The sequence below is a fragment of the Fusobacteria bacterium ZRK30 genome (assembly GCA_024628785.1).
Classification (GTDB): domain Bacteria; phylum Fusobacteriota; class Fusobacteriia; order Fusobacteriales; family Fusobacteriaceae; genus Psychrilyobacter.
Genome location: CP102405.1, coordinates 1,157,679 through 1,173,184 on the forward strand (window position 1 = coordinate 1,157,679; position 15,506 = coordinate 1,173,184).

11 protein-coding genes are annotated in these 15,506 nt (G+C 33.2%); 4 read left to right on the forward strand and 7 right to left on the reverse strand.

Annotation, left to right across the window (positions count from 1 at the left end; translation table 11 throughout):
* Nucleotides 1-17 precede the first annotated feature (17 nt).
* Nucleotides 18-881, reverse strand: coding sequence for a GNAT family N-acetyltransferase (locus NRK67_10665; protein ID UUV19863.1), 864 nt, complete (start codon nucleotides 879-881; stop codon nucleotides 18-20).
* Nucleotides 882-1,480: 599 nt separating this feature from the next.
* Between NRK67_10665 and NRK67_10670 the strand changes: the two genes are divergently transcribed.
* From NRK67_10670 to NRK67_10680, 3 genes are all read left to right on the forward strand, one after another.
* Complete coding sequence (locus NRK67_10670) at nucleotides 1,481-4,057, forward strand: PEP-utilizing enzyme (GenBank protein UUV19864.1); 2,577 nt, start codon at nucleotides 1,481-1,483, stop codon at nucleotides 4,055-4,057.
* Nucleotides 4,058-4,472: 415 nt separating this feature from the next.
* Nucleotides 4,473-5,345, forward strand: coding sequence for a YadA-like family protein (locus NRK67_10675; protein ID UUV19865.1), 873 nt, complete (start codon nucleotides 4,473-4,475; stop codon nucleotides 5,343-5,345).
* 21 nt (nucleotides 5,346-5,366) lie between these two features.
* Nucleotides 5,367-5,756 carry a hypothetical protein gene (locus tag NRK67_10680; protein UUV19866.1) on the forward strand — a complete coding sequence of 130 codons (390 nt, stop codon included), beginning with the start codon at nucleotides 5,367-5,369 and terminating at the stop codon, nucleotides 5,754-5,756.
* 79 nt (nucleotides 5,757-5,835) lie between these two features.
* Here the strand turns inward: NRK67_10680 and metH are convergent, their stop codons facing one another.
* The 6 genes from metH to NRK67_10710 all read right to left on the reverse strand — a co-directional run bounded on the left by metH (nucleotide 5,836) and on the right by NRK67_10710 (nucleotide 14,528).
* Nucleotides 5,836-9,261 (reverse strand): methionine synthase, encoded by a 3,426-nt coding sequence (metH, locus tag NRK67_10685; protein UUV19867.1) that lies wholly within the window; start codon nucleotides 9,259-9,261, stop codon nucleotides 5,836-5,838.
* A complete protein-coding gene (locus NRK67_10690) occupies nucleotides 9,258-10,457 on the reverse strand; it encodes an aspartate kinase (GenBank protein ID UUV19868.1) in 1,200 nt (399 codons plus the stop codon). The genes metH and NRK67_10690 overlap by 4 nt, the downstream gene beginning before the upstream one ends.
* Before the next feature lie 27 nt (nucleotides 10,458-10,484).
* A complete protein-coding gene (locus NRK67_10695) occupies nucleotides 10,485-11,291 on the reverse strand; it encodes a homoserine O-succinyltransferase (GenBank protein ID UUV19869.1) in 807 nt (268 codons plus the stop codon).
* Nucleotides 11,292-11,316: 25 nt separating this feature from the next.
* On the reverse strand, nucleotides 11,317-12,192 hold the full coding sequence (metF, locus tag NRK67_10700) for a methylenetetrahydrofolate reductase [NAD(P)H] (GenBank protein ID UUV19870.1): 876 nt from the start codon (nucleotides 12,190-12,192) through the stop codon (nucleotides 11,317-11,319).
* 64 nt (nucleotides 12,193-12,256) lie between these two features.
* A complete protein-coding gene (locus NRK67_10705) occupies nucleotides 12,257-13,528 on the reverse strand; it encodes an O-acetylhomoserine aminocarboxypropyltransferase/cysteine synthase (GenBank protein UUV19871.1) in 1,272 nt (423 codons plus the stop codon).
* Nucleotides 13,529-13,568: 40 nt separating this feature from the next.
* The gene (locus NRK67_10710) at nucleotides 13,569-14,528 is read right to left on the reverse strand and encodes a homoserine dehydrogenase (GenBank protein UUV19872.1); all 960 of its coding nucleotides are present in this window, start codon (nucleotides 14,526-14,528) and stop codon (nucleotides 13,569-13,571) included.
* Between the two features lie 593 nt (nucleotides 14,529-15,121).
* On the opposite strand from NRK67_10710, the gene NRK67_10715 reads away from it, so the two are divergent.
* Nucleotides 15,122-15,262, forward strand: coding sequence for a hypothetical protein (locus NRK67_10715; protein ID UUV19873.1), 141 nt, complete (start codon nucleotides 15,122-15,124; stop codon nucleotides 15,260-15,262).
* The last annotated feature ends 244 nt before the right edge of the window (nucleotides 15,263-15,506 follow it).

Consider the following 15,506-nt stretch of genomic DNA (forward strand, 5'->3'; position numbering starts at 1 on the left):
TTCATATTTATAATGATTTATTTATTCAATGCTGGGATGTGAAATCTTTTAAACTCAACTCCTGGAATAAATCCAAGTTCATAATAAACTGATTCTGCAGCATTTCCCAAATCTACAAATAAGCGTAATACAGGATATTCATTATTTAAAACAGTTAACGCCTTTTTAATCATTATTTTTGCGAGATGTTTTCCTCTATGCGACGGATGAACCCCTATATTATATATTAAAGGCCACTCTTCAAAACATGAGATAAGGCAGCCACCTATTAAATTTTTTCCATCTTTATCATATATAAGTGTAGATGCTTTAACTAATATCTCTTTAGTACTATCCTTAAAATACTCATTTACTTCCTCTAGAGCATCTTCATACTTAGAATATGTATCACTATTAAAACTTTCATAAAACAATTTAGCAATTTCCATACTATTGTTCTGTTCAGGCGTTTTTACTATTATACTATCATCCCAATTAAATTCAAAAACTCCAGTCGGTCTCATCATCCATCTCTTATTTTTATCTGATGAAAAACCCATCATTTGAAAATATTCATATTGCTCTTGTGGAATTTGATAAGCATATATGTTTTTATTGGAATCTGACCATTTAATCAATAGCCTTTTTAGTAACTTTGTTATTTCAAATATGTTTGTAAAAGGTGGGATAATAAATAATCGTGATAGTACATTAGGTTCTATTAGAACTCCACCTACTCTTACTTCACCACATTTTATCCAGTAAAAACTATTGTGTTTTGCAAAGGGGTTGTCTAAACTTACTGCTAATCGTAAATCCCAATGTTTAACTGCAAATTTATTATAAATTTTATCCCCATAAATTGACTCATATATTGCAAATTCTTTAGGATTAGCTATCACAATTGAATATTTATCTGAGAGTTTATAATAATCTATCCTGCTTGATCAATTTTTCATATTATCTTAATCCTCCTTTACATAATACAAGACCATTCCTCTTTTGTTTTTTCTAAATATGTGTACGAACTTAATCATAATAAAAAAACATAAATATAAAAGTTAAAATATTTCTCCTTTTCATATTGTTATTACTCCTTGTAAAATATTTTTTCTTTAAAGTAGTCTAAAAACGTTTGGTCTGCATTACTTCTTTATTTATCCTAATCTTTCATAATCAATAAAACTTAGATGATATTTCTACAATGGAATTTTACTCTATAATCACTAAAAATAAAAGTTTAAATATGACATAAAGTTTACTTTTGGCATTTTTATATTAAATGAAGAAAATTAATAATACTTAAAAGCTTAGTTTTGCATCATTAGCATATTTAATTGTCCGATTCTTGAATTAATCATCTTAATCAGCTCACTTATTTTTATTTTTTTAATGTTCATATAGACGTAAAGTTTATCCAGTTGAAGGAATTGTTATTGTAAACAGGTATAGAATAATGAGATTAAATATAGATTTAAGAGATTTAAAGTAAGGAGGAAGGATGAAAAAATTAATATATCATTTTGATACCGTAGATATTGTAAAATTGTCCGAGGTAGGAGGCAAAGCTAAGTCTTTGATAGAAACTACAAGAGCTGGGTTAAATGTCCCTGATGGATTTGTACTGACTGTGGAATTTTTTAGTTCCTGGGTGGAAAATCTAAAAAAAAATGAAATATGGGATGAGTTTTTAAAAGATCCTTCCAGGGAAAACTGTGAAAGATTAAAAAAAATAGCTGCTAATTTAAAATTTACAGAAGATCAAATAAAGATCTTAGAAGGGGCAAAAAAGAGGTTTAGAGGGGATTCTATTTTTGCAGTTCGGTCTTCTTCTCCAGAAGAAGATCTGGAAGGGACTAGTTTTGCAGGAATGTATGAAACAAGTCTGGGAGTGACGGGGGAAAATTTGAAAGATAATATAAAAACTGCCTTTGCCTCTATGCTGGATACAAGGGTAGTGGAATATAAAAAAATACAGGAAATGTCCATGGAAAATCCTGAGATAGCAATAATAATTCAAAGACAGATATCTTCTGAGATAAGCGGGGTAGCATTTTCATTGAATCCGCAGAATAACTGTTACGATGAGACATACATCAATGCAAGTTTTGGGTTGGGAGAAAGCATTGTGTCCGGCCAGGTAACACCGGACAGCTATGTTGTAGAAAAGGTTCAAAGAAAAATAATGGAAAAGAGGATTTCAGAAAAAAAAACAGGGCTATGGTTAAAAGAAGAGGGAGGCATAGTAGAAAAAGAAATTGAAGATAAGGATGCTCCGGCATTGACAGATGAGGAGATTCTTTTAGTATCGGATCTTGTGTCTAGATGTGAAAATCATTATGGGTTTCCGGTAGATATAGAGTGGGCCGTGGCAAAAGGGGAACTTTATCTGTTGCAGGCTCGTCCCATAACCAGTTATCTCCCCATCTATGAGGAGATGATGACACAGCCGGGGGAAAGAAAGATCCTCTATATGGATTTAACTGTACTAACCCAGGGGTTTTCAGAAAATATTTCTATTTTGGGTTTAGAAATATGGGGAAAGATGGTAGATGCTGCCAAGGGAGGACTAATGCCTGTAGGTAAAGATGGAGCAGTAATAAATATCCATGGCAGGCAGTATATGAATATATCCAATTATTTAAAACTCATGGGAGGGAACAGAACCACCCAGCTATGTGGGAATTACGATAAACCTACCAGGATGATCTTTGAAAGTATAAATTTAAAGGAAGAATATGAGGCTGAAACATTAACCCCAAAAATGAAAAAAGTGAAAAGTGCTATATTGAGACAAGTATTTCGTATGAGTTTATTTCTCATAAAAGGATTGTATAAGGAAAAAAAGCTGGTTCGGGAATATTTGGAGAAGGGGGAAGAGGTATATCAGTATGCTATAACCAAGGTAAAAAATGACCGCTCCTTTGATGTGGTAATAGATGAAGCTTTTAAAGAATTTGAAGGTTTGATAAAACCGGCATATATAATTATGTTGGGGATTTCCGGTTATTCTAAGATAAAGAAGATGTTTAAGGGGATGGGATTAGACGACGAAATTGTATCCTTAAGTATGGATCTCCAGGGGAATCCTACAAGTAAAATGGGGCGTGAAATGTTAAGGTTAGCTTCTTTTGATGAGGTCCAAAAGGTATCAAATGGAAAAGAGTTTGCAGAAAAACTTTCTAGAAATGAGTTTTCCAAAGAATTTATGGTAGTTTATGAGGAATATATACACAGGTATGGAGCCAGAGGATTTAAGGAGATAGATATCGCAGCCCCCCGATCCTATGAAAATCCAAAGAAGTTTTTTACCCAGCTGAAGGCATTAAATATCCATGATAATGTAGTGCTGACAGTAAAGGAAAGAAAGCAAAGAGCTTACAATAAACTATTGGCAAAAGCGGAAGAATTAGGAAAAAAGAAAAAGTTTATTAAATATGCCGAAATATATGACGAGACCATGGGATATAGGGAACACCCTAAATATATCTATGTAATAATCAATGATGCTCTGAGAAAGGTAGCCCTTGAAATAGGAGAGCAGTTTAAATATGAAGGAAGACTGAAATTCATAGATCAGATATTTGATCTGACCATAAAGCAGATAAGAGAGGCTCAAAACAATAAAGAGATGAATTTACAAGATATAATTGAAAAAAATCTGAAAATGCGAAAAAGCAGGGAACATATTAAAGAATGGCCTAAGATAATAGACAGCCGAGGGAAGGTATTCAGATATATAAGGGAATCGAAAGAGGGAGATTTAGTAGGAGATCCTATCTCGCCGGGAGTTATCCGAGGGAGAGCCAAGGTACTCAATTCTCCCTATGAAAAATCTCTGGAGAAGGGTGAAATTTTAGTTGCCAGAGCTACAGAACCAGCCTGGACCCCTATTTTTGTAAATGCATCTGGGGTAGTGATGGAAATAGGAGGGCCCCTCCAGCATGGTGCAATAATAGCTCGTGAATATGGAATTCCCTGTGTGAGTGGTATTCATAAGGCCACGGGAATTATTAAGGATGGTGATTTACTGGAAGTAGACGGATCCAGCGGGATAGTCAGGATCATAGAAGAATAATTCAAGAAAATTCCTTTCAGGGGAAATAGAGGATAAAAGATAAAAGGATTGTAGATAAGCAAAAAGGATCATAAGGAAGCTTAAAAGCTTTAAGGTGATCCTTTTTTATTATTATCCAGGTATAAAATTTATGGAATAAATAAAAAAATATAAAAATCCAGGTTATGCCTGTTTGGATACAACGTCACGTTGCTTTTTTAGTATAAAAATTACTGTATTTTAGAAGGACTTATATTACGATAAAAAAACAGTTGTAATTCAAATAATTCACCACCTAAATGAAATGATTTTAAATTTAAAATTGTTGTTGACTTTTCTTTATCGTGGTGGTAAACTAAATCTCGTTAAATATAGATATCAATATATTTATGTTGAAATATATACGAAAAGGAAAAGGATTTAGGGAGGGAAAGAGATGAAAAAGAGAGTTTTATTTTTAGGGATGATTTTATCAGTTGTAAATATTGCGAATGCAGAAACAGGAATGACTAGAGAGATAGAGGAAAGATTTGAAAAGAATGAGGCGTATGTAAAGGCTATAAGAGATAAATCTATGGAAGTTATCAAACTGGCTAATTCTAATTTAGAAGTAGGAAAAGTTAATAATAGAAATATAATTGCAGTTAATAAAGAAACTGAAGCAAATACAGATGACATTGTTGCAATAAATGAGAAAATAGCTATTCATCAAGCTGAATCTGATATAGCAATTAAACAATTAAAAGAGCAGGATGAAGCTATTTTTAAAATAGTCGGGAAAACTAGAGATGGTAATGAAGAAGGTGAAAGAGTAAATAAGATAGACGAAAATAATAAAGAAATAATTAAGAATGATATAAGAATAACAACTCTTGAAGGCCAAACAAAGTCAGTGGAAACAAATGAAGCTAATATAACAAAAAATAAAGCTAAGACTGAAGTGAATGAAACGAATATAGCAGCAAATACAGAAAAAATAGAGTATAATAGCAGAGGTATCTCTAATAACTCACAGAGGATAGGTAGTTTAGAAGGAAAGGTAGATGGTCTCGAAACTGAGATGAAAAAAGGATTTGCCATGGCAGCGGCCATGTCTTCCATAGACTTTCAAGTACTAGATGTGGGAGATGCAGGTTTTGGTTTTGGTGTAGGGAACTATAAAAATTCAGATGCTGTGTCCCTTGGTGTAGGAGTAAGACCTACAGAAAACATGACTTTAAATGTAAAGGGAGCCATGTCTACAGGAAAAGGCCAGGAAACAATGGTAGGTGGAGGAGCTGTCTACAAGTTTAATTTATTCGGCAGCTAAAATATACCTTAGGAGGTAAAAATGAAAAAAATATTATATATAATATTGATTGTTATCTCATTTACTGGATGTTCTGTGTTAATAGCCGGTTCTAAACCTACAAAACCAATAGATGAGGAAAAAGTAATAAAATTGGAGACACGAGAACAGGTAGAAAAAAAATTGACCAGAAGCATTGTAAAAGAAGAAAAAACAGAAAACGGGACTTTGGTGACCTATGAAAAATGGTATGACAGGGGTGCTAAGGTAAGGATGGTTCTTCATGCTGGATTAGATGTCGTTACAGTCGGTCTTTGGGAACTTATAGGTACTGTAGGAGAGATAAATACCAATCCAACAGCTTTCTATGATCTGGATATTTTATACGGAAAAAATAATGAGATAAAAGACGTGGTTGTAAGGGAAAAGTAAAATTTGTAAAGTTTAAATATAAAGACAGGGACTCCTAATTAGGAGTCCCTGGTCTTTTTATTTAGTGAAAAAGGTCATACTAATAAATAGAAATACCTAAATTTTCTTTCATTTTATTAAAATCAATTCCTCTGTGTTTTGCTAAAGATTCTACCTGATTTTTATCGATTTTTCCTAGATCAAAGTATTTGGCATTTTCACTGAAAAATAGGAGGCCGCAAACACTATGAATTGGTGTCATTGTATAGTTTGGACTAAGGGTTACTCCTAATTCCCACACATTCATCAGATCAAAGACCTCTTTTTTCATAGAGTGATCAGGTAACATCGGATAACCTACTGCTGGTCTTATCTTAACCTGGATGATCTCATTTACATTTTTCTCTAGATGCTCTGCAGCAGCTTCTGTTAACCTGTTACCTAGTAATTTATACATAAGATCTTCATATTCTGTTTTTCCAGATACAGTATCTATCGATACTGCAAAGGCTCCTATATAATCTTCATCTTCTATAAAGTCTGCCAGTGATAACGAAGTTTTCCATTGCTGGGTCCTTACCATGGGAAATTTTAGACCATTAATTTTTAGAATATCCATAGGTTTTCTCTCCACATTAAAAATCCCATATCTTGCAGATATCTTTAATTTTTTATCTTTTAATATTTCTAGATACTTTTTACCATCTATTAAAATATCTATCTCTTTAGAAGTATCCTTTATCTTCCAATCATGTAAAAATATATCCCAGTTGATATATTTTTCTATATCTGCAACAGTAATATTTAGATCGAATACACCTGTTTTAGATGGTTTTTTTACCTTGTTGATTATTTTTTCCCTTCTTTTAAAGGCTTCTTCTAAATTTAGGTAGGATCTCTCTTCTTCGGTTTTTTTATAGGCTTTTCTCAACTCTTCATATGAATTTAATATAGCAGATTTATATTCCAGATCTCCTCCTAAGATCTTATCTAATACAACTACTGTGTTAGAAGCATCTGTCAGATGAAATACACGACCATTATAATTTGGTTCTATTTTTATTGCAGTATGAAGGCTGGATGTAGCAGCTCCTCCAACAAAAAGTGGGATATCTATCCCTTCATTTTTCATCTTCTTAGCTACCCTTACCATTTCCTGTAGGGATGGTGTGATGAGTCCGCTTAAGGTAATGCCATCTACTTTATTATTTTTTACTGCAGCTATAATATTATCCATAGAAACCATTACTCCCAGGTCGATGATCCTATAACCATTGCACTCTAAAACTGTTTTTACTATATTTTTTCCGATATCATGAACATCGCCGTCTACAGTTGCCATAACAATAGTTTTCTTATGTCCCATATCAATTTGTTCATTTTTAATTGTGGGAGTTAAATAAGTTACAGCTTCTTTCATGATTACAGCACTTTTGACTACCTGGGGCAGGAACAACCTTCCAGTATTAAAATATTCTCCTACTTTTTCCATCCCTTCCATCAATATATCTTGTATTATTGAGATTGGAGAGTATTCCTTCAATAACAGGTCTATAAGAGGTGTTAAATTCAATTTATTTCCATTAATCAAATTATTTATAATCTGAACCCTTGGATCGGATTCTTTTTCTTCTGTTTTAGGGGTTATTATCTTTTCGATCTGTTCATCTAACAATGAATCCAAGATATCTTCTGTATTCATGATCAGGCTGTAGATCTTATCTTCCAAAGATTTTTTTATCTTAACTGTCTTTTCTGCCGGATTCATTATTACCATATCCAGACCGCTTTCCTTGGCTAACCTTAAAAATACCTGATGAATTGCATGTCTTAATGGATTGTTACCCTTGAATGCAAATGAAACATTGCTTAATCCGCCACTTGTTTTGGCGTAAGGTAAATTTTCTTTTATCCATTTTATAGAGTTTATATAGTCTTTTGCATAATTTCTGTCTGTTTTTTCTCCCGTTCCAATTGTTAAAATATTTGTATCAAAGATAATATCAGCAGGGGAAAAATCTATTCCTAACAGCAGATCATAGGATCTTTTGGAAATTTCTACCTTTTTTTCAAATGTATCTGCCTGACCCGTCTCATCAAAGGCCATAACCACCAGAGCAGCACCATATTTTTTTACTATTTCAGCTCTCCTGATAAACTCCTTCTCTCCGTCTTTTAGACTGAGTGAGTTGACAATTCCCTTAGAGGGAAGATTTTTTAACCCTTCCTCTATTATCACAAAATCCGAGGAGTCAATCATGATAGGGACCTTTGCATTGTCAGTAGAAGATAACAATAATTTTATATATTTTTTCATTTCTGCTTTAGAATCTATCAATCCATCGTCTAGGTTGAGGTCTAGGATATGAGCTCCGCCATTTACTTGAGTTCTTGAAATTTCTAAAGCTTCATCATATTTATTTTCCTTTATCAGCCTTGCAAACTTCCTGGATCCTGCGACATTATTTCTCTCTCCTACGACTAAAAATCCATCTTCATCTAAAACTTCATTTCCCGAAATATTAAATTCTAAGTTTTTTTTCTTTGAAATTCGAGGTTTTTTATCTTTTACTGCTTCTGCTATGAGCTTTATATGTTTAGGAGTTGTACCACAACATCCTCCTATAATATTTATTCCTGAATCACTTATTAGGTCGTTTAAAATTTCTGCCATCTCTTCTGGAGTCTGACTATATTCTCCTATTTCATTGGGTAATCCGGCATTCGGATATATAGAGACAGGTTTATGGGTAAATTTCCCTAATTTATGGATCAGTGGTATTAATTCGGCAGCTCCAAAAGAACAGTTCAAACCAAAGGATAGGATAGAGTCCCTGTCTAGGGAAACAACCAGTGATTCCATAGTCTGTCCAGATAAAAGTCTTCCAAATTTATCCACTGTGGCTGAGATCATAATTGGAAGATTTTTTCCCTCCTCCTGAAAGACCTCCTCTGCTCCGACAACTGCAGCCTTTGCATTTAAACCATCAAATATAGTTTCAATAAGGAGGAGATCCCCTCCTCCATGAAGGATTCCACGAACCTGTTTTTTATAGGCATCTTTTAATATGTCAAAATTCATTTCTGATGAATCTATACTTATACTTTTATTAGAAGGACCTATAGAGCCTGCCACCCATACTTTTTTTCCAGTTTTTTCAAGATGATCCAAAACTGTAAGTTTAGCAAGTTTAGTTCCCTCTAAAGATACTTCATATGCCAAATCCCCCAGGTTATAATCTGCCATAGATATAGTGTTGCCATTAAAGGTATTAGTTTCTATAATATTAGCTCCGGCCTCTATATAGCTGTTATAGATCTCCTTTATAATATCAGGTTTGGTTAGATTGAGGAGTTCATTAGCTCCTTTTAGTTTAGAAGGGAAATCTTTAAACCTTTCACCTCTAAAATCTTCCTCGATTAAGTTATAGTTTTGAATAGATGTTCCCATAGCTCCATCTAAAACCATTATTTTTTCTTTTAAAATCTGTTTTATATCCATATCGATATTCATATTCGTATTCATTTGACCTCCTCAATTAATTTTCTATGAAGGAGGGATACCGCCTTTTCTAGATCTTTCTGCGGGATGATGCAGGAAATATTTATGTCTGATGAAGATACCATCTCAATTGAAATATTATTTTCAGATAATACTTTAAAAACTTGTGCTGCTACACCCTTTGATTTTACACCTATTCCTATGACAGATACCTTCCCGAGATTTGGGAGATGAATTAGATTTTTTCTACTCTCAGGATATTTTTCTTCTAAAACTTCAAAAGCTTTTTCCAGTAACTCCTGTTTTAAGATACATGAGATCGTAGCGCCCCTTTCAGGATCAAAATCATGGGTAATGATATCTATATTATACCCTTTATTAGATAAGGTATTTATGACATCTACCAATCTATGGGGGGTGTCCCTTAAAGTTATTTTAGATAAATTTTTATTGTGGGTAATTCCTCTTATCACTTCTTTTTCCATCTCATCTTCTCCCTTGACAATACTCCCTTTTTTCCATGAATATGAGGAGCGTAAATGTATTTTTATATTATATTTACAGGCCAGCTCCACACTTCTGCTATGGAGGACTTTAGCTCCGTTCCCGGCCATCTCTATCATCTCACTATAGGTGATCTTATTGATCTTCTTAGCGTCTTTAACTACCCTTGGGTCTGCTGAATAGATTCCATCAACATCTGTATAAATTTCTATTTCTTGTGCATCTAAAACTACTCCCAAAGCTACAGCAGTCGTATCAGAACCTCCCCGTCCCAGTGTGGTTATATTTCCATATGGATCAATCCCTTGAAATCCTGCTACAACAACTATATTCCCTTCCTTTAATGCTTTTTTTATCTTTCTGCTCTCTATATCTAAGATTTGGGCACAATTGTGATTACTGCAGGTCTTTATCCCTAGTTGTGCTGCGGTAAATGAAATGGCACCTTCCCCTAATTCCTCTATTGCCATAGCTAAGAGGGCTATCGATATTTGTTCTCCAGTTGACAATAGTACATCTAACTCCCTTTTTTTAGGAGTTTTAGATATATTGTGTGCTTTTTGTAGAAGGGTATCGGTATATCCTCCTTGGGCAGATAATACAACGACTATATCATCTCCCAGTTTTTTTCTTTCTACTATTTTTTTAGCTATTTCTAATATCCGTTCTGTATTTTTTACAGAGGTCCCTCCAAATTTCTGAATAATAACTCCCACTTTTATCTGCCTCCGTTCCTATTGTATTTATTCGATTATCATATTTAACCAATTTTTATAAAAAATATCTCTGTGTTTATCCCAGGTAAATAAAATTTCTTTATCTGGATCATTATTTCTATAGTAGTTTTCAGGAATATTTTTGAGGTCTCTTCGATATTCTTTATCTAACATGTCCATTTGATATTCACCATGTCCTGAGATATAGATATTTTTTAAGTCTTTTGTGGCTGCCATATATACTCCGGCTTTTTTATTTTCTGCGATGATCATAAGACCTGCTCCTATAATATCCTCTTTTTTATTGTAGGTATTTCTAGAGTGAGGGGCATGAAACTCATCTAACTGAATCAGTTTATTTTTATTAACTCTATGGTTAAAAATCCCGAATATCTTCTCTTTTAGCGGGTATTTTGAAATTTTATAGTGGTGATATAATGCTCCCTGGCTGGCCCAGCAAATGTAGATACTGGGAATATCCGAATTAAATACAGGTTTTAAGTTATCCCAATATTTTACCTCTTCAAATTTTATATTCTCTATAGGAGCCCCTGTTATAATCAATCCCTGGTAATTCCTTTCCTCTAACTTACTGAGTGGAATATAGTTTTTTTCTATATATTCCATTGAGGTATGTTTTGAAATATGATTATCCGGGTATAAAAATTCGACCTCTACTGTTAAACTATACCTGCCTAGGAGGTTAAAAAATTGAGATTCAACCTCCACCTTAAAGGGCATTAAATTTATTATTCCTATTTTTATTTCAGCAGCAGATTTTTTTTTATTTTTAAAGAGGATACCACTGTCTTTAGAATCTTCTATACCTCTCAAATTATTATTGCATAGAATAGATATTTTACTCTGCCTCCCCGATTCCTTTTCGAATATATTTTATGTTTTCTAAGATTCTTCTGGTCACATGGACCTTATTCATTGTATAGATATGAATTCCTTCTACCCCGGAAGCTATTAAATCTATGATTTGCTCTGTGGCATAGGTTATTCCAGCTTCTTCTAATGCCTTTGGATTGTCCTTAAATTTATCTAGTATAGCTTGAAATTTCCTTGGGATCCTTGCATTACACAGTTCCCTTACTTTTTGAATCTGTTTATAATTTGTCACAGGTAATATCCCGGCAACTAAGGGGATATTTAAATTTAATTTTTGAGTTTTTTCCTTAAATGCATAAAAATCTTCATTATCAAAAAATAGCTGTGAGACTAAAAAATCTGTCCCAGACTCAACCTTTGTTTTCAGATGAAAAAGATCCAGAAGATCATTATTTTCAAAGTGTACCTCAGGATAAAAAGCTCCTGCCACAGAAAAATTATCTTCTTTTTTTATGTGTTTTACCAGATCACTGGCATAGCTGAAGTGTGAATCATGGATTTGATCTCTGGGAATGTCTCCTCTAAGGGCTAAGATGTTTTTTATTCCATTATTTTTTAACTGTGTCAGAGTAGTATTTATAGACTCCTTGGTAGCACCTATACAGGTTAGGTGAGCCATGGTTTCTATTTTGTTTATATTTTTTATTCTCTTGGTTATCTCCACAGTCCTGCTCTGACTGGTTCCCCCTGCTCCATATGTGACACTTATATAATCGGGTTTTAGTTCAGCCAGCTCATCGATAGTTTTATATATTTTTTCTATGGGGAACTTATTGTTTGGAGGGAAAATCTCAAATGAGATTACGGTTTCTTTATTTTTAAATATGTCTTTTATCTTCATAATTTCTCCCTGTTAGTTAAATTTGTAGGTTTTTTTTGCATGTTTAATTAAATAAAAAATCAGTTTATTTGGAGCTTGTTATTGCATTTTCCAGGTCTCCTATGAGATCATCTATATTTTCTAATCCTATTGAAATCCTTATCATATTTGGTTTTATCCCTGTTGCTTTTAATTGTTCATCACTTAACTGGCTATGAGTTGTACTTGCAGGATGGATGATTAAAGATTTTGCATCTGCTACATTGGCCAGATGGGAAAATATCTCCAAATTTTCTATAAATTTTTTTGCTCTTTCCTTTCCCCCATGTAATCCAAGGGTGAATATCGATCCGACACCTTTTTTATAATATTTATTGGCTAATTGTTTCTGTTCTTTTTTTGTAAATTCTGGATGAGTTATCCAGTCCACTTCTGGATGGGAGTTTAGATATTCAGCCACTTTTTTTGAATTTTCTACATGTCTTTCTACCCTGAGTGAAAGGGTTTCAATCCCCTGTAAGATCAAAAAAGCACTAAAGGGGGAAAGAGCCGCTCCTGTATCCCTTAATAACCTTACCCTTGCTTTTACTATAAATGCCTGATCTCCTAAATCTGAATAGATCAGATTATTGTATCCGGAATCAGGGATATTAAATGATTCAAATTTATCATCTTTCCAATCAAAATTCCCACCATCTACGATAACTCCTGCTATTGTAGTCCCATGACCTCCTAAAAATTTTGTAGCTGAATGGACTACTATATTAGCCCCATGTTCAATGGGTTTTATTAGATAGGGTGTTCCAAATGTGTTATCTACAACTAGGGGCAGACCATGTTTTTTAGCTACTTTTGATATGGCATCCAGGTCGACTATTTGTCCTGTTGGATTTTCTAATGTCTCTATAAAGATCACCTTTGATTTTGAAGTTATGGCGTCTTCTAAGGTCTTTAGGTCGGATGTGTCGAAGAACCTTGTTTTTATCCCAAAATCTTCTATTGTATTGGATAAGAAGTTATAACTCCCCCCATAGATTCCCTTTGCTGAAACTATCTCATCCCCTGATCTGGCAATAGTCAGAAGGGCATAAGTTATAGCTGCCGATCCCGAGGCAACTGCCAATCCTCCTACCCCACCTTCTAATGCCGCTACCCTTTTTTCTAATACCTCAGTTGTAGGGTTTCCAATCCTTGTATAGATATTTCCTTTTTCTTCCAGGTTGAATAACCTAGCTCCGTGATCTGTATCCTTAAAAGTATATGACGCAGTCTGATAGATAGGTACTGCCCGGGCTCCCGTTAATGTATCTTTTACTTGTCCTGCATGTAATTGTAATGTCTCAAATTTAAAACTCATAGTTGTTCCTCCTTGTATTTTGATTATTTTTTTTAATGTTTTATCTTTGCCAGCTTCTACTGTTTATCACCTTATAGAGATCTGAAACTACTGCATTTGCTGTAGCACTTCCTCCTGCACCTTCACCATAAAAAATTGTCTTTCCTGTATAACTTCCCTCTATTTCCACAGCATTGTATATTCCATTGACCTCGTAGAACAGTTCATTTTTTCCTACTAATGTTGGTTTAACAGATAGGGTTATCTTTTCTGTTAGTTCATCTATTACAGCTTCTCCTAATAATTTATATTTCTGGTTGTTCTTAGCAGCTTTTTCTATATCTTTGGCTGTTAATCCTGTGATTCCATCTATTTTGATCTCTCTAAATTCTTTTATTTCTCCCCAAGCCAGGTAACTCAGTAAACTTATTTTATGAGCAGAATCAATCCCTTCAACATCAAACGCCGGATCTGCTTCAGCATATCCTTTCTCAGTTGCATCTTTTAAAGCTTGTTTATAACTGGCTCCCTCACTCATCTGTGTCAAAATATAATTTGCTGTTCCGTTTAATATTCCCCTTATTTTTTTTAATTTATTGGGAAAGAGGGATTCTTTTAGGGGAGACAATATAGGTATTCCTCCCCCTACAGCAGCCTCAAAAAAGATTTTTACATCTTTTTCTTTTGCCAGCTGGAATAACTCATTTCCATGGACAGCTAAAAGCTCCTTATTAGCTGTGACCAGGTTTTTTTCTGCTGTTAGAGTTTTTCTGGCGATCTCTAATGGAATCTTTATCCCCCCTATTAATTCGATGACGGTATCGATAGAGGGATCCTCTATTACCTCTTTATAGTCAAAAGTAAATAAATAATCTTCATATACTTCCCTGGCTGTTCTATTACAAATTTTTATAACTTCGATCTTTTCTCCTAATAATTTTTCTATCTTTGCCCTCTGGCAAGAAATAATACTAAGAACCTCCCTTCCTACAGTACCTATTCCAATAATTCCAACTTTCATCTACTACCTCCAAATGAATTTTGTAAAATAAAAAAGCCTGCGGAGTTTCCCACAGGCTTTCTACTTAAAGATGCTTGTGAACAAACTCGTAAGTTACTACAAAACGAGTCTGTTCTTAAATTTAAAAAATTTAAGTTACAAACTCTACCAAAGCATCATCATTAGCATATTTAATTGTCCGATTCTTGAATTAACCATCTTAATCAGCTCACTTATTTTTATTTTTTTCTTCAGATTAAAACTTTTTTGTTACTAAAGTTTTAATTTTTAAACATTCTAGCATAATTTTTTTTATATGTAAAATTATTTTTTTTTGATCTAATCATTTTTTATTATTTCATAATATCTTTTTTCCTTAAACTTTTTCCCTGTTTTTTAGGTGGAATTATTCTAATTAAAGAATTATAAAGGTGATAAAAATTAGTTTTTTTTATTCTATAAAAAAACTCTCTGACTCTAACAATATCAATAATTTGATCTATTAGTTTAAATATTAAGTATGAAATTTAATTTTTATTTTTCAAAAAATTGTTGACAGAAAAAAATTAAACTGTTATTATCTTTCTTAATTACAAAACGAGGAGGAAAAGAATATGATTTTAACTAATATCTTATCTATAAATTTATTATTATTGCTGCTGTTATTATTATTGCCATTAGGCTGCAAGCAATTGAATAGATTAAAAATGATATTGGGAAAATTATATACTTTTGAACACCCTGTTTTAAAATAATTGGGTAGAGTATAACTATGATGGCAGCTGATATTATTGGCTGCTTTTTTTTATAAAAAATTATAAGAAAAAATATAATTTTTTTTTAGGCAGCTATAATTATAGCTGTCTTTTTTTATAGTTTAGGAAGTATAAAAATTTATGAAATATACAAAAAATAAAAATATAGATTGAGCCTGTCTGGATGCAACGTCACGTTGCTTTTTATAATCATTGAAGGTTAAATAATTGGGAGGATAGAACT

Coding starts and splice junctions, on each gene's coding strand:
- NRK67_10675 (UUV19865.1), top strand. CDS start 4,473: ATGAAAAAGAGAGTTTTATTTTTAGGGATGATTTTATCAGTTGTAAAT.
- NRK67_10705 (UUV19871.1), bottom strand. CDS start 13,528: ATGAGTTTTAAATTTGAGACATTACAATTACATGCAGGACAAGTAAAA.
- NRK67_10715 (UUV19873.1), top strand. CDS start 15,122: ATGATTTTAACTAATATCTTATCTATAAATTTATTATTATTGCTGCTG.
- metF (UUV19870.1), bottom strand. CDS start 12,192: ATGAAGATAAAAGACATATTTAAAAATAAAGAAACCGTAATCTCATTT.
- NRK67_10710 (UUV19872.1), bottom strand. CDS start 14,528: ATGAAAGTTGGAATTATTGGAATAGGTACTGTAGGAAGGGAGGTTCTT.
- NRK67_10680 (UUV19866.1), top strand. CDS start 5,367: ATGAAAAAAATATTATATATAATATTGATTGTTATCTCATTTACTGGA.
- NRK67_10670 (UUV19864.1), top strand. CDS start 1,481: ATGAAAAAATTAATATATCATTTTGATACCGTAGATATTGTAAAATTG.
- metH (UUV19867.1), bottom strand. CDS start 9,261: ATGAATACGAATATGAATATCGATATGGATATAAAACAGATTTTAAAA.